The sequence below is a fragment of the Sphaerisporangium rufum genome (genome assembly GCF_016863395.1).
Lineage (GTDB): Bacteria > Actinomycetota > Actinomycetes > Streptosporangiales > Streptosporangiaceae > Sphaerisporangium > Sphaerisporangium rufum.
This window is the reverse complement of the sequence record NZ_BOOU01000085.1, coordinates 1-21,366: the sequence shown is the minus strand read 5'-3', so window position 1 is coordinate 21,366 and position 21,366 is coordinate 1. Positions and strand designations below refer to the sequence as shown.

Genomic DNA, 21,366 nt, shown 5'->3' with positions numbered 1-21,366 from the left:
GAACCGCCAATGGGTAGACGTTCTACCCGTCAGTGGCTTAATGTGGTAATTGCCTTTCTAGGTGGTTATGCCGTACTGCATAGGCCATACCAGGGGCCGGGGCGATGGGGACCGTCATGCTTTTCAAGGTTCTAGGAACATTCGAGGTGCGTATCGGCGAGCAGGATTTAACGCCCTCAGCACCGAAACTCCGCACGGTACTGTCCTTGCTGTTGATCAATTACAACCGGATCACCAGGGCGGACGCACTGATCGACGAGCTGTGGGGGGACTCTCCCCCCATCAGCGCGGCGACGACACTGCAGACGTACATCTACCAACTGCGCCGCATGATGACCGCTGCGGGGCACCCGGGCGAGGAGTTCCTCGTCACCAAGGCCGCCGGCTACGAGGCACAGGTGCCGCCGGAGGCCATCGACATCCACCACTTCGAGCGGCTCGTCAAGCAGGGACGCGAATCCCTGCAGGCCGGCGAGCTGGAGCAGGCGTCCGAGACGCTCGGACACGCGCTCACGCTGTGGCGCGGCAGCGCGCTCACCGATGTGCCGCGCGGCCGGCTGCTGGACGCGCACGCCACCAAGCTGGAGGAGAGCCACCTCAACGCGCTGGAGATGCGGATGGACGCGGCGCTGCGCCTCGGCCGGCACCGCGAGCAGATCAGCGAGCTGAAGGAGCTCACCGCCAACTACCCGATCTGCGAGGGGTTCTACTCGCGACTCATGCTCGCGCTCTACCGCTCCGAGCGGCGCAGCGAATCGCTCGCCGTCTACCAGCGGCTGCGCGCGATGCTCAACGAGGAGCTCGGCCTGGAGCCGTCGCAGCCCGTGCAGCGGCTGCAGCAGGCGATCCTGCGCGGCGACCCGTCGCTGGAGCTGCCCGCCCGGCGCCCGGAGGGGGCGCGGGGCACCGCTCAGGTACGGGCCGCCCCGCCGGCGCCGCCGGCCGAGCTGCCGCCGGACATCGTCGACTTCACCGACCGCAGCGACGTGCGCGGCCGGATCGAGGTCTCGCTGGACGGCACCGGCAACGCCAGCGCGCTGCCGATCGTCTCCCTAACCGGCATGGCCGGGGTGGGCAAGACGGCGCTGGCCACGCACGTCGGCCACCGGGTACGCAGCCGGTTCGCCGACGGCCAGCTGTACGTCAACCTGCGCGGCATGTCCGCCGAGCCCCGCGACAGCGAGGACGCCCTCGGCGCGATGCTGCGGGCGGGCGGCCTGCGCGACGAGCAGATCCCGAAGGGGATCGAGGCGCGCCGGAACCTGTTCCGCACCTGGAGCGCCGACCGCAGCCTGCTGGTCGTGCTGGACGACGCCTGCTCCGGCGCCCAGGTGCGGCCGCTGTTCCCCACCGGGCCGAACAGCGCCGTCATCGTCACCAGCCGCTCGCCGCTCTACGGGCTGACCAGCGCCGACCACATCGAGCTGGGCGCCTTCGACGTGGATTCCGGGCTGGAACTGCTGCGCAAGATCATCGGTGGCGACCGGGTGACGGCGGAGGAGAACGCGGCCCGCTCGATCGTGGAGATGTGCGGCGCGCTGCCGCTCGGCCTGCGGATCGCCGGGGAGCGGCTGGCCGCCGCGCCGCACTGGACCCTGGAGCGCTACCGGTCCAAGCTGACCGACGAGAGCTCGCGGCTCACCGAGTTACGGTGGGGCGACCTCGACGTCCGCACCCGGCTGGCCTGCAGCTTCCGGCAGCTCGACCCGGAGATGCGCCAGGCGTTCACCGTGCTCGGCTCCTCCCGGCAGCGGGTCTTCTCCACCCGCAGCACCGCCGACCTGCTCAACGTGAGCATCAGTTCCGCCGAGGACATCCTGTCCCACCTGATCGACATGCGGCTGATGACCATCTCGGCGAGCGCCCCGCGCGGCGACCTGTCCTGTGCCATCCCCGAGCTGATCCGCCTGTACGGGGCGGAGGAGGAACGCGAGCACTGCGCCATCTAGCGGTCACCAGGCGGCCACCGGGCCGCCGGCGGCCGGGTGGCGTGCCCACTCCGATTCGAGAGCGCTTCGAGCGGTCCGCGGGACGATCGGATCGTCACGGTCCCGACGGATCCAGAAGGGCTCTCCCGTATGTATCACCACCGCACGGCCGTACTGATCGTGGGTGGCGGGCTCGCCGGGCTCAGCTCCGCGGTCTTCCTGGCCCGGCAGGACGTTCCGGTCCTGCTGGTCGAGCGGCACTCCGGCACGCTGATCCACCCGCGAGCGCGCACCATCAACTCACGCACGCTGGAGCTCTACCGGCAGGCGGGCCTGGAGGAGGAGATCCTGGCCGCCCGCCGGCCCTTCGACGGCAAGATCATCCTGCACGCGGGCACCCTGTCCGGGCCCGAGGAGCGGTCCCGGCCGATGGAGATGCAGGAGGACGCGCGGGACGCGAGCCCCTGCCCCTGGGTGCCGATCGACCAGGACGTGCTGGAGACCATCCTGCGGCGCCGCGCCGAGGAGCTCGGCGCCGACATCCGCTTCTCCACCCGGCTCGACGGCTTCGACCTCGACCGGGGCGGCGTGACCGGCACCCTGCGCGACCTGCGGTCCGGACGGGACGACGTCGTGCGCGCCGACTACCTGATCGCCGCGGACGGCGGCCCGAGCCCGATCCGCGAGCGGCTCTGCGTCCCGCGCGCCGGGGCCGGCCGGCTCGGCCACACGGTGACGCTGGTCTTCGAGGCCGATCTTTCGGAGGCGCTGCGCGGCCGCTCGGTCGGGCTGTGCCACCTGCGCGAGCCGATCCTCGGGACCGTGCTGATGCCGCACGACTCCGAGGAGCGCTGGGTGGTGAGCTTCCCCTACGACCCGGCTCGCGGCGAGTCGCCGGAGACCTTCACCGAGGACCTGTCGGTCGACCTGATCCGCAAGGCGGTCGGGCTGCCCGACCTCGACGTGCGCATCGTCCCGCAGCTCGCCGACGGCACCACGGTGCTCGCCTACGACATCGACGCGCTGCTGGCCGGCACCTACCGGGTCGGCCGCGCCTTCCTGGTCGGCGACTCCGCGCACTCCATGCCGCCGTCGGGGGCCTACGGATCGGGCACCGGCATCCAGGACGCGCACAACCTGGCCTGGAAGCTCGCCGCGGTGCTGCACGGCCACGCCGGCCCCGCCCTGCTGTCCAGCTACGAGGCCGAGCGCCGCCCGGTGGCCGCCAAGACGATCGCCCAGGCGGTGCTCAAGCGCGAGGTCAACATGGGCCTGGCCGACGCCGACGCGGCCGAGACGCTGTGGCCGTCGGAGTCGGTGATCCTCGGCTACACCTACGGCTCCGGCGCGGTGATCGGCGGCGAGCCCACCCGGTTCGTGCCGCCGGCCGAGCTGGACGGGCGGCCGGGTGGCCGGGCGCCGCACCTGCCGGCCCGGCTGGCCGGGCGGGACATGTCCCTGCTCGACCTGTACGGGCGCGGCCTGGTGCTGCTGTCCGGCGGCGCGACCTCGGCGTGGGTGGACGCGGTGCCCAAGGTGACCGGCGGGTTCGGGCTGCCGGTGGACGCCTACCGGATCGGGATCGACATCGAGGTGCCGGGCGGCCACGAGGCGCACGGCATCGCGCGGGACGGTGCGGTGCTGGTCCGGCCGGACGGCTTCGTCGGCTGGCGGGCCCGGCACCGCCCGGCCGACCCGGTGGCCGCGCTGGACCAGGCCGTGACCCGCCTGCTGTGCCGCAACTGAAGACGCCCGGCCGGGCCCGCTACCAGGCGACCGGCAGCGACTCCGGCCCGCGGATCATCTTGCCCCTGGACCAGGTGATCCGCCCGGCCGGGACGGCCGGCCGCAGCTCCGGGAAGGTGGCGAGCAGCCCGGCGACCGCGGCGCCCAGCTCCAGCCGGGCGAGCTGGGCGCCCAGGCAGTGGTGCGGTCCGTGCCCGAAGGCCAGGTGCGGGTTCGGCCGCCGGGCCAGGTCCAGCTCGTCGGGCCGGTCGAACACCGACGCGTCCCGGTTGGCGGACGTGGTGGCCGGCAGCACGGCCTCGCCGCGGCGGATCGGCGTGCCGCCCACCTCGGCGTCGGCCACCGCCACCCTGATCGTCCCGCCGGTGACCGCGAGCGGGACGTAGCGCAGCAGTTCCTCCACCGCCGGCACCAGCAGTGCCGGGTCGCCGCGCAGCGCCGCGAGCTGGGCGGGATGGGTCAGCAGGGCGTACACCGCGCCGGAGATCAGGTTGGCCGCGGTCTCGTAACCGGCGACCAGCAGGGTGACGCCCAGCGTGACCAGCTCCGACTCGGTCAGCCGGTCACCCTCGGCGGCGCCGGCGAGCGCGCTCAGCAGGTCGTCGGCGGGTTCGCGCCGCTTGGCCGCGACCAGCTCGGCGAGGAATGCCTTCAGCCGGTCGCCCGCCTCCCGCATCGCCTCCGGCGGTGCCCCGGTCACCGCCAGGTAGGTCTCCGACCACTCCTGGAAGCCCTCCCGGTCCTCCTTCGGCACGCCGAGCAGCTCGCAGATGACCGTGATGGCCAGCGGGCGGGCCAGCCCGGCCACGACGTCACCGGACCGGCCGCCGGCCGCCATCGCGTCCAGCAGCTCGGCCACCAGTTCCTCCACGCGCGGGCGCATCGTCTCCACCCGGCGGGCGGTGAAGGCGCGCATCACCAGGCCGCGCAGCCGGGTGTGCTCGGGCGGGTCCATGGTGGTCATCGAGTCCCGCTCCAGCGGGATGGCCCGGGCCCGCGGCGCGCCCGGCGCGGCGGCGGCCGCCCGGCTGAACCGCGGGTCGGCCAGCATGGCCCGGTTGTCGGCGTGCCGGGTGACCAGCCACGCGCGGTCGCCGGTGGGCAGCGCGACCGGCGCGACCGGCCGGTCCCGGCGCAACGCGGCGAGGACCGGCGCCGGCTCCCACGGCACCGGGACCTCAGGCGGGAACGGCAGCGGGAAATCATTCTCCACGGGCTCGGCCACTGTTTCTCCTGAAATGAGAAGGGCGGTGGAGAATATCATCGCAACGGCTGCTGGAAGACGGCTCGAAAAGCTCTGGAAATCAGCGGCGCGAAATTGCCGCCCTGGTGGAACCGAGACTACCCTCGATTTCGGATTAATATGCGAACAGGGAGGTAGGGCGGGATGGAATCCACGTCTGTGCTGATCGTCGGCGGCAGCCTGGTCGGCCTTTCCCAGGCTCTTTTCCTCGCCCACCAGGGCGTCGACTGCGTGCTGGTCGAACGGCACCAGGGGCTTTCCGCGCACCCCCGGGCGCGCGGTATAAATCCCCGCACCATGGAGCTGTTCCGGCAGGCCGGCGTGGAGGGGCGGCTGCGGGCCGCCGAGTCCGCCCGCGCGCTGGCCGGGAACTCCGGGGTCGTCATGGCGCACACCCTGGCCGGCGAGCACACCCGGCTGGACCAGGCGTACTTCATGGACACCGACACCGACTTCTCCGAGCACACCCCGGTCGCCTGGTGCCTGTGCCACCAGGACGAGGCCGAGCCGGCCATCGCCGCCCGCGCCCGCGAGCTCGGCGCCGACCTGCGGTTCGGCACCGAGCTGACCGGCTTCACCTCGGGCGGCGACGGCGTCACCGCGACGGTCCGCGACGTCGCCACCGGCGCGACGCGCACCATCCGGGCCGGCTACCTGGTGGCCGCGGACGGGGCCCGCGGCCGGGTCCGCGAGGAGCTCGGCATCCCGCTCACCGGGCCCGGCACCATCAGCGACTTCCTGAACATCTCCTTCACCGCCGACCTGCGCGAGGTGCTGGGCGACCGCCGCTTCGTCATCTGCTACCTGCGCGCGCTGCCCATGCGGGCCGCGCTGCTGCCGGTCAACAATGCCGACCGCTGGCTGATGCACGTGGAGTGCGACCCGGCGCGCGCGGCCGCGATGAGCGAGGAGGAGTGCCGCGAGCTGGTGCGCACCGGCACCGGCGTCCCGGACCTGGCGGTGACCATCGAGCAGGCGGCGCCGTGGCCGATGGCGGCGGCGGTGGCCGACGCCTTCCGGGCCGGCCGCGTCCTGCTGGCCGGCGACGCCGCGCACGTGATGCCGCCGACCGGCGCCTTCGGCTCCAACACCGGCATCCAGGACGCGCACAACCTGGCCTGGAAGCTGGCGCTGGTGCTGCGCGGCCGGGCCGCGCCGGCCCTGCTGGACACCTACGACGCCGAGCGGCGGCCGGTCGCGGCCGAGACCGCCCGGCAGGTGGTGCTGCGCTCGCGGGACCGCTCCCGGATGACCAGGGGGAACGGCGAGGAGGCGGCACCGGCCATCCGGTCGGACGCCGAGCTGATGTTCACCTACCGCTACGAATCGGCCGCCGTCGTCCCCGAGGGCACCGGCGCGCCGGCCGGCAAGGGGGCCCCCGGGGTGCGGGTCCCGCACCTGTCGCTGGTCCGGCCGGGCGCCCGGGTGGACCTGCTCGACCTGCTCGGCCGCGGCTTCGTGCTGCTGGCCGCGGCCGGTGGCGCCGGCTGGGCGCGCGCCGCCGCCGCGCTGGCCGCCGAGCGGGATCTCCCGCTGGACGCCTACCGGGTGGTGCCCGCGCTGGAGGAGGCGACCAGCCACCGCGACGTGCTCGCCGACCCGATGGGCCGGTGGCCGGCGGTCTCCGGCACCGGGACGGCCGGCGCCCTGCTGGTCCGCCCGGACGGGATCGTCGCCTGGCGCGCGACCGCGGCGAGCGCCGACCCCCGGGCCGAGCTGGCGGCGGCGCTGGACCGGGTACTGGCCGGCACCGCCCCGTCCCTGGTCTAGGGCCACCGGCCCGAAGGAGAGGAGATCTCATGCGACAGCACCGCAGGGCGCTGGTCACCGGCGCGTCCGGCGGGCTCGGCGCGGCCTTCGCCCGCGAGCTCGCCGCCCGCGGCACCGCGCTGGTCCTGGTGGCCCGGGACGAGGCGGCGCTCGCCGGGCTCGGCGCGGAGCTGGCCGGGCGGCACGGCGTCGAGGTGGACGTGCTACCCGCCGACCTGGCCGACCCGCTGGACCTGGCCCGCGTCGAGCGGCGGCTGGCCGGTGAGGACGCCCCGGTGGACCTGCTGGTCAACAACGCCGGCGTCATCGGCCAGGTCGGCCCGTTCGGCGCCCGGGACGCCGACGTGGAGGAGGCGAACCTGCGGCTGAACGTGCTGGCGGTGCTGCGGCTCACCCGCGCCGCGGTCGGCGCGATGGCCCGGCGGCGGCACGGCGGGGTGATCAACGTGTCGTCCGCGATGGGGTACCTGCAGATCCCCGGCGGCGCCACCTACGCGGCGGCCAAGGCGTTCGTCACCTCGCTCAGCCAGACCGTGCACAGCGAGGTGCGGCCGCTCGGCGTGCACGTGCTCGCGCTGTGCCCGGGGTCCACCCGCACCAACCTGCACCGGGCGGCCGGCCGGCGCGGCCGGACGCTCGGCCGGGTCCGCGAGCCGGAGTTCGTCGTCCGGGAGGCCCTGGCGGCGCTGGCCGCCGGCCGGCCGGTGCACGTCCCGGGCCGCGAGTACCAGGCGAAGGTGCTGCTCGCCCGGTACGCGCCGCGCCGCCTGGTCAGCCGGCTGCTCTACCACGGCTGGGACGTGCAGACCTCCCGGCGGCTGGCCGAGTCGTTCGAGACCTGACCGGCGACTCGTCCGAACCCGCCCGACCCCGGCCGCCGGGACGCCGCCACCACGCGGACGTCCCGGCGGCCGGGCCCCTTTCCGGGGCCGGCCGCCGGGACGCGGCGGGGACGGGGACCGGTCAGGCCATCAGGACCTGGCTGTTCTCGCCGAGCACCAGCCGGTGCCCGCCTCGGGCCGGCTCGGCGGCGGCGCGCACCGAGGTGGCCCGGCCGATCAGCGACCCGTGCACGCCGCGCACCTCGCGGATGAGCGCCCGGTCCATGACGATGGAGAACTCCACCGAGGAGTCCTCGATGACGCACTGCTCCCCGACGGAGGTGTAGGGGCCGACGTAGCTGCCGTCCACGATGGCCTCCGGGCCGATGACCAGCGGCCCGACCAGCCGGGACCGGGTGACGGTGGCCCGCTCGTCGACGAAGACCCGGCCGATGACCTCGGTTTCGTCGTCGACCTTGCCGAGGATGCGCGGGCCGACGTGGTCCAGCACCGCCTGGTTGCACTCCAGCAGGCTGTCGATCAGCCCGGCGTCCCGCCAGAAGCCCCGATAGTGGTGGCCGCGCACGTGGTGGCCCTGCTCGATCAGCCAGCCGATGGCGTCGGTGATCTCCAGCTCGCCGCGCGCGCTCGGCCGGATGGCGCGCACCGCCTGGTGGACCAGCGGGGTGAACACGTAGATGCCCATCAGTGCCAGGTTGCCGACCGGGTTCTTCGGCTTCTCCTCCACCGCGGTCACCCGGCCGTCGGCGTCCAGCACCGCCAGGCCGCCCTCGCGCGGGTCGGCCGGGTGCACGGTCACCTGCGCGTCGCACGGGTCGGCCCGGAACCGCGCCACCAGCTCGTCGATGCCGTCCAGCACCACGTTGTCGCCGAGGTACATCAGGAAGTCGTCGTCGCCGAGGAACTCGCGGGCGATGACCACCGCGTGGGCCAGGCCGAGCGGGGCCGCCTGCTCCAGGTAGGTGACCCGCAGGCCGTACCGGGAGCCGTCGCCGACGGCCTCGCGGATGTCGTCGATCCGGTCGCCGACCACGATGCCGACCTCGGTGATGCCGGCGCCGGCGATGGCCTCCAGCCCGTAGGCGAGGACCGGCTTGTTGGCGATGGGGACGAGCTGTTTGGGCATGGTGTGGCTGAGCGGGCGCAGCCGGGTGCCGCTGCCGCCCGAGAGCACGAGGGCTTTCATGGTTCCTCCTGAGGGATCTACGAGGTCAACACGACGGGCGTCGGTTCGGGGGCGTCCTTGCGGGGTGCGGCGAACTCGCGGGTGACCCGGCCGCCGAACGCGGCCAGCGCCCCGGCGGCGGCCAGCAGCGCGCCGCCGACCAGCAGGTAGTAGACCGGCTGGGGAAGGGCGGCCGACAGCCGGACCACGATGCTGCCGAGCGAGGCGCCGAAGGCGACGAACAGCCAGTACAGGCCCATCATCCGCACCCGGAACGCCGGCGGCGCGGCGTCGGCCACCGCGCTGATGCCGACCGGGCCGAGCGCGATCTCCCCGCAGGCCTGCAGGAAGTACACCGCGAGCAGCCACAGGATCGAGGCCCGCTCGCCGTCGGCCGCGGTGCCGGCGCCGAACATGACCATGAAGCTGGCCCCGGCCATCAGCAGGCCGAGGACGAACTTGCGCCGGACGCCGAACCGGTCCCCGAGCCGCAGCCACAGCCAGGCGAAGGCCGGCGCCACCACCAGGATGATCAGCGGGGTGGTGCTCTGCAGCCAGCCGGCCGGCACGGTGAAGCCCAGGAACGTCCGGTCGATGCGCTCGTGGGCGAACAGGTTGAGCAGCGAGCCGGCCTGGCTGACCACCATCCAGAACAGCGCCGAGCACAGCAGCAGCCAGGTGGCGGCGCCGAGCCGGCGCCGGTCGGCCGGGCCGAGGGCCGGGTGCCGGCGCAGCGCGCGCAGGAACAGCGGCGGCGCGACCAGCGAGACCAGGCCGAGCGCCATCAGGACGTGCTCGATGGAGAAGGTGCCGGCCACCACGTCCGCGGCCAGCAGCACCGCGGCCACCGCCGCGGCGGCGCCGGCCCGGCGGGCCACCCGCGACAGCTCGGCGCCGGACGCCGGCCGGGCCGGGCGGTCGCCGTGCCCCTCGAAGTGCCGGGTGCCGGCGGCGAACTGGACGACGCCGAAGGCCATGCCGACGGCCGCGGCGGCGAACCCGGCGTGCCAGCTCACGTACTCGCCGAGGAAGCCGGTGACCAGCGGGGCGAGCACCGCACTGACCTGGATGCTCATGTAGAAGACCGAGAACGCCGCCTCCCGGCGGGCCGGCTCGGTGTAGAAGCGGCTGAGCAGCGCGCTCAGGCTCGGCTTGAGCAGGCCGGTGCCGAGCGCGATCAGCGCCAGCCCGGCGTAGGCCGCGCCGGCCGGCGGCAGCGCCATGCAGACGTGGCCGGCGGTGATCAGGCAGCCGCCGTACATGACGGCGCGCCGCTCGCCGAGCACCCGGTCACCCAGCCAGCCACCCGGCTGGGCGAGCAGGAAGACGGTCGCCATGTAGGCGCCGAACAGCGCGGCGGCGGTGGGGGCCGGCAGCCCGAGGCCGCCGCGGCTCTCGGGGGTGACGGCGTACAGGACGAGGATGGCCTGCATCCCGTAGAAGCTGAAGCGCTCCCACATGTCGGTGAGGAACAGCGTGGCGAACCACCGAGGGTAACGGGACCACGGCGACATCGGACCCTCCGGGCGAACGTGCGGAGCGGCCCCGGAACCGGGCGCCGCGTCCGTCCGACCATCTCGAAGCGGTCTCAAAGCGGGGTCGAGGACACCTGGACCGCTGTTCCAGCCGCCCGCGAGTAGGATAGGTTTGGGTTCTACATATAGACTGCCGACTCTTCTGGGGGCGATGGTGGAGGTGCTCGACCTGGCGCGGCTGCAGTTCGCCGTGACGACCAGCTTCCATTTCCTGTTCGTGATCGTCACGCTGGGTCTCGCCCCCTTCGTCGCGTTCATGCAGACCCGTTACGCGATCACCGGCAAGCCGGTGCACGAGCGCATGACGAAGTTCTGGGGGCAGATCTACGTCATCAACTACGCGGTCGGCATCATCACCGGGCTGTTACTGGAGTTCCAGTTCGGGATGAACTGGACCGGGCTCACCGCCTACACCGGCAACATCTTCGGCGCGCCGCTCGCCATGGAGACGCTGGTGGCGTTCTTCCTCGACTCGACCTTCCTCGGCATGTGGATCTTCGGCTGGGGCCGGCTGCCCAAGTTCGTCCACCTGCTGCTCTTCTACCTGGTGACGATCACCGCCTACGTCTCCGCGTTCTGGATCATCGTCGCCAACGGTTACATGCAGCACCCGGTCGGCGACGTGGTGGAGAACGGCGCCGCCCGGCTGGCCGACCTGTCCGCGCTGCTGACCAACCCCAACGCGCTGGCCGCGCTCAAGCACGTCATCGCCGCGGCCCTGCTGATCGGCGGCTACCTCATCGCCGGGGTGAGCGCCTGGCACCTGCGCCGGGGCACCGGCGACCGCGACGTGCACGGCCGCGCGCTGCGGCTCGGCCTGCTGGTGGCCTTCTTCGCGTCCTGGACCACCAGCATCATGGGCTTCCAGCAGGTCGACCTGGTGGCCCGGACCCAGCCAGGCAAGATCGCCGTGATCAACCCCGGCAAGGTCCAGGAGCTCGGCCTGCCGCCCGGCGACGTGTCCGCCGGCACCGCCCCCGCATGGATCAAGGGGTTCTTCGACTGGATGCTGACGGTGGGCGAGATCTACCAGTACGTCGGCCTGATCTTCGTGCTGATGCTGATCGGGAAGTTCATCGAGCGCCGCAAGCTGGTGCTGCGCCTGCTCACCTGGCTGATCCCGATCCCGTTCACCGCGGTCGTCGCCGGCTGGCTGGTGCGCGAGGTCGGCCGGCAGCCCTGGGCGGTGTACGGCCGGCTGAAGACCGAGGACGCGGTCGCCCCGCTCTCCTTCGGCCCGGTGCTGGCGTCGCTGGTGCTGTTCACCCTGCTGTACGTGGTCGCCGTCGGCACCGACTGGTTCCTGATCGCCAGGTACGCCCGGCGCGGCCCGGACGGCTCGGTGCTCGGCCGCACCCTGGCCGACACCGAGAAACGCGACCGCAGCGACGAGGCGGTCACGCCGGCCTTCTGAACCGCCGGCCGGCCGTGTCCCTCGGTTCCCTTCCCTCCCGGCGATTCCGGGCGGATCCGAAGCCCTTCGCAGCACTTTGAGGAGAAGCGCAGATGGACGTCGTGTGGCTCACCGTTCTCATCCTGATGCTCGGCGGCTGGGCGCTGCTCGACGGGTTCGTCATCGGGCTCGGCATGCTGCTGCCCAGGCTCGCCGATGACGCCGCGGGCCGCCGGCTGGTGCTCACCGGCATGGGCCCGTTCTTCCTGACCAACGAGGTGTGGTTGATCGCCGCCGCCGGCGTGATGACCGGTGCCTTTCCCGAGTTCGAGAGCCGCCTGCTCAGCGGCTGCCGGCCGATCGTGATCATCATGCTGGCCGGGTGGATCGCCAAGGACGCGGCCACCTGGTTCCGCAGCCGCCGCGACTCCGACCGCTGGCGCACCACCTGGGAGCGCGTGCTGGCCGTCGCGTGCGCGTGCTTCGCGTTCGCCTTCGGCCTGCTGCTCGGCAACATCACGCAAGGCCTGCCCGGCGCCGCCGCCGGCAGCGGGTTCTTCGACCTGTTCAACCCCTTCACGCTGCTGTGCGGCGTCGCGACGGTGCTGCTGTTCGCGCTGCACGGCGCCGCCTTCGTCGCCGTCCGGGTGCCCCAGGCGCCCGGCGACCAGGCACGGCGGATCGCCGCCGCCCTGGTGCGCCCCGCACTCGGTGCGGTCGCGCTGGCGGTGGTCGCCGGCGCGTTCTCGGGCGACGTGCGCGGCGCGGTCTCCTGGCTGCCCGCGCTGGCGTTCCTGGTGGCGGGCCTGGCCGCGGTCGTGGGGGCCGGCCGGGCCGTCACCGCGCGGCCCGGCCGCGCGTTCGCGCTGACCGCCGCCGGCGCGGTCGCCCCGGTCCTCGCCGCGCTGGCCGGCGCCGCGCCGGCCGTCCTGCACGGCGCCGCCGACGCCGCCTCGCTGTCGCTGTTCGCCGGGATGGCCCTGCCGGTGCTCCCGGTGATGCTGCTCGCGCAGGCCTGGCTGTGGTGGACCTTCCGCCACCCGGTCGGCCCCCGCTCCCCCGTCTTCTTCTGACCGCGAGACGGGACGAGCCGCCCCCGGGATACCGGGGGCGGCTCGCGCGCGCCCGGACATGACCGCGGCCCGGCCGGAGTGCCGGCCGGGCCGCGCGCGGCGGCGCCGGGTCAGCCCACCGGCTGGCGGCCGGCCGACAGCATCGAGATGCGGCGCATGGTGTTCTTCTCGAACTGCCGCAGGAAGTCCTCCTTGGTCGCCACGTGCCGCTCCTCGGCCATGTACGGCGCGAGCTTGCGCTCCATGTCCGGGCGCCCGCCCCGGGCGGCCATGTAGCGGGCCACGTCGGCGAGTTCGCCGTCGTACTGCACCACCCGGATCATCGAGTCGTCCTTGACGAACAGCGCGACCGCCACGATCAGCCCCACCTCCTGGCCGGACTGGTCGCGCAGCGCCGGCCGCGCCTCGGCCTGCACCTCGCTGAACACCTTGGCGATGTCGTCGGCGTGCCCCGGCTTAACCTTGTAACGCAGCGCGGCCAGCTGGGCGCCCGGCACGTCGGCGATCGTCCGCTGCTGCACGCACAGCATGGTGCTCCTGCGGAAGTACGACAGGAAGCCCTCCACGGTGGAGGTGTCCCGCTCCTCGGCCAGGTACGGCGCGATCCGCTCCTCGGCCTCCCGCACGCCGCGCTGGGTGGCCATGTGCCGGGCCACCGCGTCCAGCTCGCCCTCGTACTGGATGGCCCGCACCATGATGTCGTCCTGGATGAACAGCCCGGTGCCCAGGATGCGCGCGGCGGGCGCGCCCTGCCCCTCGCCCGGCGCCGGCGCCTGGGCGCGCTTGAAGTTGGCCGGCGAGAAGATCTCGGCGATCTGCTCCTCATGCCCGGGCTTGACCCGGTAGGTGATGGCGGCGAACGGCATGACGGTCCTCTTTCTGTCGGTTGACGATGGCCTGGGAGACCCGTGGCCCCACTACGGGAGCAGCACCGCGCCCGCACCCGCCGCGACCAGCCCGGCCAGCGCCAGCGCGGTGCGCAGCAGGTGCCAGCCGCGCCACGCCGGGCGCGGGTCGGGCCAGTCGGCCGGGATGGCGGCGACGTCGATCCGGTGCAACGCCCGGTTGATCGGCACGTTGCACAGATGCGAGACGAACTGGGTGCCGAGCAGCAGCACGGCCGCCGCGGCGAAGTACGGCGCGGACGGCCCGCGTACCAGCGCCGCCAGCGCGATGTCGATCAGCATCGTCGCGTTGACCAGTAGCGGCATCAGCGGGTGGTAGCCCTTGCCCAGCATCCGGTGCGTCTCGACGTACCGGTCGGCCGGCAGCGCGATGAGCGTCGGCAGCACGCTCACCGCCACCGCGACGAAGACCCCGGCGACGATCCCACCACCCACCAGGACGGCGACGCCCGCAACCTGTGCCAGCACGTAGCCCGCCTCCTTCCTCGGCTCGGTGCCCGCTTGCCCGCCCATGCTCGCCCGCCCGGCTCGAACCCCCCTCGAGAGCGCATGGGGCCGCCGGACCCCGGCTACAGCCGGGCTCTAGGCGGATTCGAGAGCCGGTGCGGAAGGTCGAGGCACCAGATGCTCGAGCGGAGTCGCGGAAAGGCGGCGGGATGAACAACGTCCTCATGCTTCTCGCCCTGACCGGGAACGGGCTGGCGGCGGGCGTGCTGCTGGGAACCGTGCTCGGCGGCGTCCCCCTGTTGCTGGCGCTGCCGCCGGCGAGGTACGTGCACGCGCACGGCTTCCTCGCCCAGCGCTACGACCCGTTCATGCCGGTCACGCTGGCGGGAACGGCCGTGGCGGACGCCGCGCTCGCCTTCCTCGCGCCGGACGTCACCGGCCACGTGCTCTACGCGCTGGCCGCGCTGACGGTGGCGTCGGTGATGACCATCTCGGTGACGAAGAACGTGCCGATCAACAAGTACCTGATCTCCCTCGATCCGGACACCCTGCCGGACGACTGGGAGCGTCGGGACCCCCGCTACCGCTGGCGGACGTGGAACGCGGTGCGCACCGCGCTCACGGTGACCGCCCTGGCGATCAATCTCGTGGCGAGCGCCGGTGCGCTCCTTTGAGGAAGGACCGCGACTCATGGAGAACAGACCCCCGGGCATCGTCGGAGCCCCCTTCACCGCCCAGCTCCCCCCGGCGGCCCGCCTGCTGCTGCTGACCAGCGGCAAGCGCGTCTCGCAGCTGGTGCACCTGGTCGCCCGGCTGGGCGTGGCCGACCACCTGGCCGGCGGGCCGCGCACCTCCGCCGAGCTGGCCGAGGACACCGGCTGCCACGCCGGGTCGCTGGCCCGGGTGCTGCGCGCGGCGACCGCGATCGAGCTGCTCCGCGAGACCCCGGACGGCTCGTTCGAGCTCACCCCGCTGTCGGACATGCTGCGGCGCGACAACCCCGACAGCGTGCTGGACATCGTGCTGTTCAACGGCGGGGAGCTGGTCGCGGCGCCGCTCACCGAGTCGATGCACACCGTGCGGACCGGCGAGCCGGCCTTCGAGCACATCTACGGCAAGCCGTTCTTCGAGTACCTCAAGTCCGACCAGGAGAACGGCGCGCTGTTCGACCGGGCCATGGAGCACATGAGCCGGGTCACCGCGCGCGGCCTGGCCGACCGGATCGAGCCGGAGCGGTTCTCGCTCATCGTCGACGTCGGCGGCGGCCGCGGCCACTTCCTGGGCGAGCTGCTGCGCCGCACGCCGCTGGCCCAGGGGCTGCTGTTCGACCTGCCCGGCGTGGCGGCCGAGGCCGAGCGGACGCTGGCCGCGCTCGGCGTGGCCGGCCGGGCCAAGTTCGCCGCGGGCGACTTCTTCCAGGACGTGCCCTCCGGCGGCGACGCGTACGTGCTCAAGGCGGTGCTGCACAACTGGGACGACGACTCGGCCCGCACGATCCTGACCCGGATCCACGACGCCATGACGGCCGGCGACCACTCCCGGCTGTTCATCGTCGAGCAGGTGATCGGCCCGCCCAACCAGTGGGACCACGCCAAGCTGCTCGACCTGGACATGATGCTGCGCTTCGGCGGCCGCGAGCGCGACCTGTGGGAGTGGCGGCGGCTGGTGGAGAGCGCCGGCTTCGAGCTGCTCAACGTCCCGTCCGCCGGCGCCTGGAGCGTCATCGAGTGCCGGAGGGGCCAGTGAACCTCAACCTCGAAGGCCGCAACGCGCTGGTCACCGGCGGCACCCGCGGCATCGGCCGGGCCGTCGTGCGGACGCTGGCCGCGGCCGGCATGAACGTCACCGCCTGCTACCGCGGCGACGAGGAGGCCGCCGCCGAGCTGGCCCGCGAGCTCAAGGAGCTGGGCGGCGACCACTCGGTGTTCCGTGCGGACGTCGCCGATCCCGAGGACGTCGAGCGGCTGATGGCGCACTGCCGCGACCGGGGCGGCCTGCACGTGGTGGTGAACAACGCGGGCGTGATCGGCGACCGGCCGCTGGTGAGCCTCACCCCCGACGAGTGGCACCGGGTGCTGGACGGCGACCTGACCTCGGTGTACCTGGTGATCCGCGCGGCGGTCACCATGGCGGTGCTCGCCGACGGCGGCTCGGTGGTCACCGTCGGCTCGGCCGCCGCGCTGCGCGGCCTGCCCGGCCGCGCCCACTACACCGCGGCCAAGTCCGGCCTGGTCGGCCTGAGCCGCACCCTGGCCAAGGAACTGGGCTCGCGCGGCATCCGGGTCAACCTGGTGGCGCCCGGCATCATCGACACCGACGACCCGCCGCAGGCGCCGTCCGAGCGGCAGCGGCGGCTCAGCGCGCTGGCCGCCCTCGGCCGGCTCGGCCGGCCGGAGGAGGTGGCCGACGTGGTGCTGTTCCTGGCCGGTGACCTGTCCCGGTACGTGACCGGGGAGACCATCACCGTGGACGGCGGGTTCTGACCTTTGCTGAAAGTTACACGGTAAAGCCGTCATCGTCGCAGGTCGGCCCGCACAGGTGCGCCGTTCTCGTTGACCGGGGACGGCCGGGCCGCGCACGCTCCCGGTGCCCGGGCCCGCGCGGCCCGGCCGGCGCGCCGTCCGGCCGCCGGATCACCTCGCCGGCGTGGCCGGCCCGCCGACGAGGAACGACGATGCCGCTGCGCCGTCCGCGTACGTCCTCACCCGACCCGATCGCGCCGGGCCCGCGCGCCGCCCGCCGGGCCCGGCACACCCTGGCCGCCGCCGCGGCGCTGCTCGCCGCCGGCGTGCTCGGCCCGGCGGGCGCCCAGGCCGCCGCGCTGCCCGCCGCCGCGCCGGCCGCCGTGCCCGCCGCCGCGCCGGCCGCCGTGCCCGCCGCGGCGGCCGACGGCGCGGTGACGGTCACGGTGAACGCCCGGGCCGGCCTGGCCGCCGTCCCGGACACCGGGATGGGCGCCAACCACGCGATCTGGGACGCCGGCCTCGGCGGGGACGCCGCCGCCGACCTGCTCAAGGACGCCGGCGTGAAGATGCTGCGCTACCCGGGCGGGTCATACTCCGACATCTACCACTGGAAGACCCACACCGCGCCCGGCGGGTACGTCGCCCCGGACACCGACTTCGACACCTTCATGAGCCGGGTCCGGCGCACCGGCGCCCAGCCGATGATCATTGCCAATTACGGCACCGGCAGCCCGCAGGAGGCAGCCGAGTGGGTGAAGTACGCCAACGTCACCAAGGGGTACGGCGCCAAGTACTGGGAGATCGGCAACGAGCTGTACGGCAACGGCCACTACGGCGCGAACTGGGAGGCCGACGACCACGCCGACAAGACCCCGGCCGGGTACGCCCGCGAGGTCGTCGCGTTCGCGGACGCGATGAAGGCGGTCGACCCGACCATCAAGATCGGCGCGGTGTTGACCACCCCGGCCAACTGGCCGGACGGCATCATCGCCGCGGGCGACTCGGCCACCTGGAACCAGACCGTGCTGTCCATCGCCGGTCCCAAGATCGACTTCGGTATCGTGCACTGGTACCCGAGCGGCGCCGACACCGCGGCCACCCTGCGCACCCCCGCCGTGCTGGGCGACACCATGTACGAGCTGCGCCGGCAGATCACTCGGTACGCGGGGGCGAACGCCGACCGGATCGGCATCGCGATGACCGAGATCAACAGCGACCGCGGCCGGAACACCCAGCCAGGCGCGATCTTCGCAGCGGACGCCTACTCGACGCTGCTCGCCGAAGGCGTCTTCAACGTCGACTGGTGGGACGTGCACAACGGCCCGGACAAGATCACCACCGAGGCCGGGCAGACCGACTACAACGACTTCGGCCTGCTGTCCAGCGGCGGCTGCGTCGGCGACGTCTGCGAGCCGCCCTACAACACCCCCTTCCCCGTCTACCACGCGATCGCGATGACCAGCGACTTCGCCCGCCCCGGCGACCGGTTCGTCCGGGCCGGCAGCGACGACGCGCTGGTCACCGCGCACGCCGTCCGGCGCGGCGACGGGGACGTCGCGGTGATGCTGCTCAACAAGGACCCCGACAGCGAGCGCACCGTCACCATCGACTACGCCGGGATCACCCCGGCGGCCGGCGCACCCACCGTGCGCACCCTCACCAACGGCGCCACCTCGGTCACCACCGCCCAGGCCGGCACCGCCACCACCCAGACCCTGCCCCCGTACTCGGTGACCACCCTGCTGGTGCACACCACCGACGGGCGGGTCGTCGGCGCCCCCCTCCCGCCGGGCCCGCCGGTCGCGACCGAGGTCACCGACCGGACCGCCACGCTCAGCTGGCTCGCGCCGCCCGGCACGATGGGCGGCGTCAAGTTCGAGATCCAGCGGCAGAACGGCACCACCAGCGAGCAGTGGGGCGAGACGACCGGCACCTCGTTCACCGTGCGCAACCTGCGGCCCGGCACCCGCTACACGGTCAACGTGCTGGCCCGGGACACCGCCGGCCGGATCTCCGGGCCGTCGGCCCCGCTGACCTTCACCACCGGCGCCCCCGCCGAGAGCACCTGCGCGGTGAAGTTCGCGCCGGCGAGCGACTGGGCCAGCGGATACGTCCTCAACGTCACCGTCACCAACAACGGGACCAAGGCGATCGGCGACTGGACGCTCGACTTCAGCTGGCCGACGCCCTACCAGCAGATCAGCGGCGGCTGGAGCGCCACCTGGACCCAGCAGGGCCGGGACGTCAAGATCGTTGGCACCGCCCCGCTGGCCGCCGGCGGCGGCTCGGCCTCGGCGGGCACCGTGGTCAACTACAACGGCCCCAACATCCTGCCGCAGGCCTTCACCCTCAACGGCACCGTCTGCTCCCTCACCCCCTGACGCCGCGCCGTCCCCGGCGTCCCGGATCAGGGACGCCGGGGACGGCGTGCGGGCCGGGGGCGGTCAGTACGGCATGCCGACGTAGTTCTCCGCCAGCGTCGCCGCCGCCGCGTCCGAGGAGGTCACATAGTCCAGGTAGGAGCGCTGCAGCCGCTCCCCGTAGGCGTCCTCGCCGTCGAAGGTGTGCAGCAGCGTGGTCATCCACCAGGAGAAGTGCTGCGCCCGCCACACCCGGCGCAGGCAGGCCGCCGAGTACCCGTCCAGCAGGTCCGCCGACCCCGAGGCGTACCACTCGGCGAGCGCGGCGGTGAGCAGCCGGACGTCCGCCACCGCCAGGTTAAGCCCTTTCGCGCCGGTCGGCGGGACGATGTGCGCGGCGTCCCCGGCCAGCAGCAGCCGCCCGTACCGCATCGGCTCGGCCACGAAGCTGCGCATCGGCGTGACGCTCTTCTCCAGGATCTCCCCGGTGGCCAGCGTGAACCCCGGCACCGTCTCCAGCCGGGCCCGCAGCTCGGCCCACACCCGCTCGTCCGGCCAGTCCTCGACGTCCGCGTCCACCGGCACCTGCAGGTAGAACCGGCTGATCTCCGGCGAGCGCATGCTGTGCAGCGCGAACCCGCGCCCGGTCCGGGCGTAGATCAGCTCCTCGGTGGACGGCGGCACCGCGGCCAGCACGCCGAGCCAGGCGAACGGATACTCGCGCTCGTACTCGGTGAGCACCCCGGCCGGGATCGACGGCCGGGACACGCCGTGGAACCCGTCGCAGCCGGCGATGAAGTCGCAGTCCAGCCGCTCCCCGCCGAACGTCAGGTACGGGCGGTCGGTGTCCATGTCGTGCGGCACGACGTCGGTGACCTCGAAGCGGACGTCCCCGCCGGCGGCCAGCCGGGCGGCGATCAGGTCCTTGACGACCTCCTGCTGCCCGTACACCGTGATCGCCCGGCCGGGGACCAGCTTCTCGAAGGCGATCCGGTGCCCCGCGCCGCCGAACCGCAGCTCGATGCCGTGGTGCGGCAGGCCCTCGCGCAGCAACCGCTCGCCGGCCCCCGACTCCACCAGGGTGTCCACCGTGCCCTGCTCCAGCACCCCGGCCCGGACCCGGCTCTCCACGTACTCCCGGCCGCGGCGTTCCAGCACCACCGAATGGATGCCTCGCAGGTGCAGCAGGTGGGACAGCAGCAGTCCGGCCGGTCCCGCTCCGATGATCCCGACCTGGGTACGCATGGCAACGAGCATGCCGCCCCCGCCCGGTCCCGGCGACCCGAACATTCCGCCCAGCGGAAGCGTGGAGCAGAATGGCCGCCCAGGAGGTGCACCATGTCCGGCGGATCCTCCCAGGCGGGGCGGACGGTGACGTCCCGGGTGCTGGCCGTCCTCGGCGCCTTCGACACCGGCCACCCCCGGCTCACCCTCACCGACATCGCGCGCCGCGCCGGGCTGCCCCTGACGACCACGCACCGGCTGGTGCGCGAGCTGGCCGCCGCGCGGGTGCTGGGCCGGGACGGCGACGGCCGCTACCACGTCGGCCTGCGGCTGTGGGAGCTCGGCATGCTCAGCCCCGGCCGGCTGCCGGAGGTCGCCCGGCCCTGGCTGCAGGAACTCTTCGGCGCCACCGGGGAGAACGTCCACCTCGCCGTGCGCGACGGGACCGAGGTGCTGTACGTGGAAAAGGTGTACGGGCGGCGCGCGGTGCCCATCCTTTCCCGGGTCGGGGCCCGGCTGCCGATGCACCCGACCGGGGTGGGCAAGGCGATCCTCGCCTGGGAACCGGCCGGGTTCCGCGCCGCCTACCTGGCCCGGCCGCTGGAACGCCCGACCCCGCACACCATCACCGAGCCGGGGCGGCTGGCGCGCGAGCTGGACGCGGTCCGCGTCCAGGGCTGCGCGTTCACCTACGAGGAGATGACGCTGGGCTCCTGCTCGGCGGCCGTCCCGGTCCTGGTGGCCGGCCGGCCGGTCGCCGCCGTCGGCGTCGTGCTCGCCTCGCGGCGGGCCCGCGAGCTGCCCCGGCTGGTGGAGCCGCTGCTCGCCACCGCCCGCCACGTCGCCGAGGTGTACGCGGCGGGCCCGGCGTGACGGCTCGGCAGGGGAGACCGGCGTCGGGGGGCGGCGTGCGCGGCCCGGGGTGAGGGTCAGCCCACCGAGAACAGCCGGCGCAGGTAACGGAGATGTAGGTCCAGCTGCCGGCCGCTACCGCCCTCGTGCTCGTTCCACGGCCACACGTTGATCTCCTTCGGGCCGGCCCAGTGGTTGTGCGCCGCGAAGACGGTCGACGGCGGGCAGACCTGGTCCATCAGCGCCACCGAGTACGCCGCCGGCACCCGGCCCCGGGCGGCGAAGTTCAGCCCATCGAAGTACGCCAGGGTGCGGAACACCTGCTCCTCGGTGCCGCGCTGCGAGGCCAGGAAGCGCACGATCTCCTGGTAGGGGTAGGCGTCGGTGATCTCGACCGCCCGGCGGAAGTGGGTGAGGA

Annotated in this window: 18 protein-coding genes; 11 read left to right on the top strand and 7 right to left on the bottom strand. The window is 73.5% G+C overall.

The window, feature by feature from the left end:
• Nucleotides 1-104: 104 nt before the first annotated feature.
• Together Sru01_RS29695 and Sru01_RS29690 are read left to right on the top strand one after the other, a co-directional pair.
• Nucleotides 105-1,949: an AfsR/SARP family transcriptional regulator gene (locus Sru01_RS29695; protein WP_307812093.1), complete on the top strand. Its 1,845-nt coding sequence runs from the start codon at nucleotides 105-107 to the stop codon at nucleotides 1,947-1,949.
• 129 nt (nucleotides 1,950-2,078) lie between these two features.
• The gene (locus Sru01_RS29690) at nucleotides 2,079-3,674 is read left to right on the top strand and encodes an FAD-dependent monooxygenase (RefSeq protein WP_203992500.1); all 1,596 of its coding nucleotides are present in this window, start codon (nucleotides 2,079-2,081) and stop codon (nucleotides 3,672-3,674) included.
• 19 nt (nucleotides 3,675-3,693) lie between these two features.
• Here Sru01_RS29690 and Sru01_RS29685 read toward each other — a convergent pair whose 3' ends face one another.
• Nucleotides 3,694-4,899, bottom strand: coding sequence for a cytochrome P450 (locus Sru01_RS29685; RefSeq protein WP_203992497.1), 1,206 nt, complete (start codon nucleotides 4,897-4,899; stop codon nucleotides 3,694-3,696).
• Between the two features lie 162 nt (nucleotides 4,900-5,061).
• Between Sru01_RS29685 and Sru01_RS29680 the strand changes: the two genes are divergently transcribed.
• Complete coding sequence (locus Sru01_RS29680) at nucleotides 5,062-6,687, top strand: FAD-dependent monooxygenase (RefSeq protein ID WP_203992494.1); 1,626 nt, start codon at nucleotides 5,062-5,064, stop codon at nucleotides 6,685-6,687.
• Nucleotides 6,688-6,716: 29 nt separating this feature from the next.
• The gene (locus tag Sru01_RS29675; RefSeq protein WP_203992491.1) at nucleotides 6,717-7,529 is read left to right on the top strand and encodes an SDR family NAD(P)-dependent oxidoreductase; all 813 of its coding nucleotides are present in this window, start codon (nucleotides 6,717-6,719) and stop codon (nucleotides 7,527-7,529) included.
• A gap of 121 nt (nucleotides 7,530-7,650) precedes the next feature.
• Here Sru01_RS29675 and Sru01_RS29670 read toward each other — a convergent pair whose 3' ends face one another.
• The gene (locus Sru01_RS29670; protein ID WP_203992488.1) at nucleotides 7,651-8,715 is read right to left on the bottom strand and encodes a glucose-1-phosphate thymidylyltransferase; all 1,065 of its coding nucleotides are present in this window, start codon (nucleotides 8,713-8,715) and stop codon (nucleotides 7,651-7,653) included.
• A 17-nt stretch (nucleotides 8,716-8,732) separates the two neighbouring features.
• Nucleotides 8,733-10,208: a peptide MFS transporter gene (locus Sru01_RS29665; protein WP_203992485.1), complete on the bottom strand. Its 1,476-nt coding sequence runs from the start codon at nucleotides 10,206-10,208 to the stop codon at nucleotides 8,733-8,735.
• A 172-nt stretch (nucleotides 10,209-10,380) separates the two neighbouring features.
• On the opposite strand from Sru01_RS29665, the gene Sru01_RS29660 reads away from it, so the two are divergent.
• Together Sru01_RS29660 and Sru01_RS29655 are read left to right on the top strand one after the other, a co-directional pair.
• Entirely contained in the window at nucleotides 10,381-11,643 is a 1,263-nt protein-coding gene (locus tag Sru01_RS29660) for a cytochrome ubiquinol oxidase subunit I (RefSeq protein WP_239137849.1), read from the top strand.
• A 92-nt stretch (nucleotides 11,644-11,735) separates the two neighbouring features.
• Nucleotides 11,736-12,695, top strand: coding sequence for a cytochrome d ubiquinol oxidase subunit II (locus tag Sru01_RS29655; RefSeq protein WP_203992482.1), 960 nt, complete (start codon nucleotides 11,736-11,738; stop codon nucleotides 12,693-12,695).
• A 110-nt stretch (nucleotides 12,696-12,805) separates the two neighbouring features.
• On the opposite strand, the gene Sru01_RS29650 is transcribed toward Sru01_RS29655, so the two are convergent.
• On the bottom strand, nucleotides 12,806-13,561 hold the full coding sequence (locus Sru01_RS29650) for a SchA/CurD-like domain-containing protein (protein ID WP_203992479.1): 756 nt from the start codon (nucleotides 13,559-13,561) through the stop codon (nucleotides 12,806-12,808).
• 51 nt (nucleotides 13,562-13,612) lie between these two features.
• Nucleotides 13,613-14,068, bottom strand: coding sequence for an anthrone oxygenase family protein (locus Sru01_RS29645; RefSeq protein WP_239137848.1), 456 nt, complete (start codon nucleotides 14,066-14,068; stop codon nucleotides 13,613-13,615).
• A 188-nt stretch (nucleotides 14,069-14,256) separates the two neighbouring features.
• Here Sru01_RS29645 and Sru01_RS29640 point away from each other — a divergent pair, with 188 nt between their 5' ends.
• The 4 genes from Sru01_RS29640 to Sru01_RS29625 all read left to right on the top strand — a co-directional run bounded on the left by Sru01_RS29640 (nucleotide 14,257) and on the right by Sru01_RS29625 (nucleotide 18,893).
• Nucleotides 14,257-14,721 carry an anthrone oxygenase family protein gene (locus Sru01_RS29640; protein WP_203992474.1) on the top strand — a complete coding sequence of 155 codons (465 nt, stop codon included), beginning with the start codon at nucleotides 14,257-14,259 and terminating at the stop codon, nucleotides 14,719-14,721.
• Between the two features lie 16 nt (nucleotides 14,722-14,737).
• Nucleotides 14,738-15,793, top strand: a complete 1,056-nt coding sequence (locus tag Sru01_RS29635) for a methyltransferase (protein WP_203992472.1) — start codon at nucleotides 14,738-14,740, stop codon at nucleotides 15,791-15,793.
• A complete protein-coding gene (locus tag Sru01_RS29630; protein ID WP_239137847.1) occupies nucleotides 15,775-16,530 on the top strand; it encodes a 3-oxoacyl-ACP reductase family protein in 756 nt (251 codons plus the stop codon). The genes Sru01_RS29635 and Sru01_RS29630 overlap by 19 nt, the downstream gene beginning before the upstream one ends.
• Before the next feature lie 191 nt (nucleotides 16,531-16,721).
• Nucleotides 16,722-18,893: a cellulose binding domain-containing protein gene (locus tag Sru01_RS29625; protein WP_203992470.1), complete on the top strand. Its 2,172-nt coding sequence runs from the start codon at nucleotides 16,722-16,724 to the stop codon at nucleotides 18,891-18,893.
• 63 nt (nucleotides 18,894-18,956) lie between these two features.
• Here Sru01_RS29625 and pobA read toward each other — a convergent pair whose 3' ends face one another.
• Nucleotides 18,957-20,117 (bottom strand): 4-hydroxybenzoate 3-monooxygenase, encoded by a 1,161-nt coding sequence (gene pobA, locus Sru01_RS29620; protein ID WP_203992468.1) that lies wholly within the window; start codon nucleotides 20,115-20,117, stop codon nucleotides 18,957-18,959.
• A gap of 93 nt (nucleotides 20,118-20,210) precedes the next feature.
• Here pobA and Sru01_RS29615 point away from each other — a divergent pair, with 93 nt between their 5' ends.
• Nucleotides 20,211-20,969: an IclR family transcriptional regulator gene (locus Sru01_RS29615; RefSeq protein WP_203992466.1), complete on the top strand. Its 759-nt coding sequence runs from the start codon at nucleotides 20,211-20,213 to the stop codon at nucleotides 20,967-20,969.
• Nucleotides 20,970-21,025: 56 nt separating this feature from the next.
• Here the strand turns inward: Sru01_RS29615 and Sru01_RS29610 are convergent.
• A partial coding sequence (locus Sru01_RS29610) for an acetylxylan esterase (RefSeq protein WP_203992464.1) occupies nucleotides 21,026-21,366 on the bottom strand: 341 nt, incomplete at its 5' end.

Bases quoted from the DNA above. Each gene is read 5' to 3' on its own strand.
- pobA (WP_203992468.1), bottom strand. From the start codon at position 20,117: ATGCGTACCCAGGTCGGGATCATCGGAGCGGGACCGGCCGGACTGCTG.
- Sru01_RS29680 (WP_203992494.1), top strand. From the start codon at position 5,062: ATGGAATCCACGTCTGTGCTGATCGTCGGCGGCAGCCTGGTCGGCCTT.
- Sru01_RS29635 (WP_203992472.1), top strand. From the start codon at position 14,738: ATGGAGAACAGACCCCCGGGCATCGTCGGAGCCCCCTTCACCGCCCAG.
- Sru01_RS29655 (WP_203992482.1), top strand. From the start codon at position 11,736: ATGGACGTCGTGTGGCTCACCGTTCTCATCCTGATGCTCGGCGGCTGG.
- Sru01_RS29640 (WP_203992474.1), top strand. From the start codon at position 14,257: ATGAACAACGTCCTCATGCTTCTCGCCCTGACCGGGAACGGGCTGGCG.
- Sru01_RS29650 (WP_203992479.1), bottom strand. From the start codon at position 13,561: ATGCCGTTCGCCGCCATCACCTACCGGGTCAAGCCCGGGCATGAGGAG.
- Sru01_RS29665 (WP_203992485.1), bottom strand. From the start codon at position 10,208: ATGTCGCCGTGGTCCCGTTACCCTCGGTGGTTCGCCACGCTGTTCCTC.
- Sru01_RS29660 (WP_239137849.1), top strand. From the start codon at position 10,381: ATGGTGGAGGTGCTCGACCTGGCGCGGCTGCAGTTCGCCGTGACGACC.
- Sru01_RS29695 (WP_307812093.1), top strand. From the start codon at position 105: ATGGGGACCGTCATGCTTTTCAAGGTTCTAGGAACATTCGAGGTGCGT.
- Sru01_RS29615 (WP_203992466.1), top strand. From the start codon at position 20,211: ATGTCCGGCGGATCCTCCCAGGCGGGGCGGACGGTGACGTCCCGGGTG.
- Sru01_RS29625 (WP_203992470.1), top strand. From the start codon at position 16,722: ATGCCGCTGCGCCGTCCGCGTACGTCCTCACCCGACCCGATCGCGCCG.
- Sru01_RS29690 (WP_203992500.1), top strand. From the start codon at position 2,079: ATGTATCACCACCGCACGGCCGTACTGATCGTGGGTGGCGGGCTCGCC.
- Sru01_RS29670 (WP_203992488.1), bottom strand. From the start codon at position 8,715: ATGAAAGCCCTCGTGCTCTCGGGCGGCAGCGGCACCCGGCTGCGCCCG.
- Sru01_RS29675 (WP_203992491.1), top strand. From the start codon at position 6,717: ATGCGACAGCACCGCAGGGCGCTGGTCACCGGCGCGTCCGGCGGGCTC.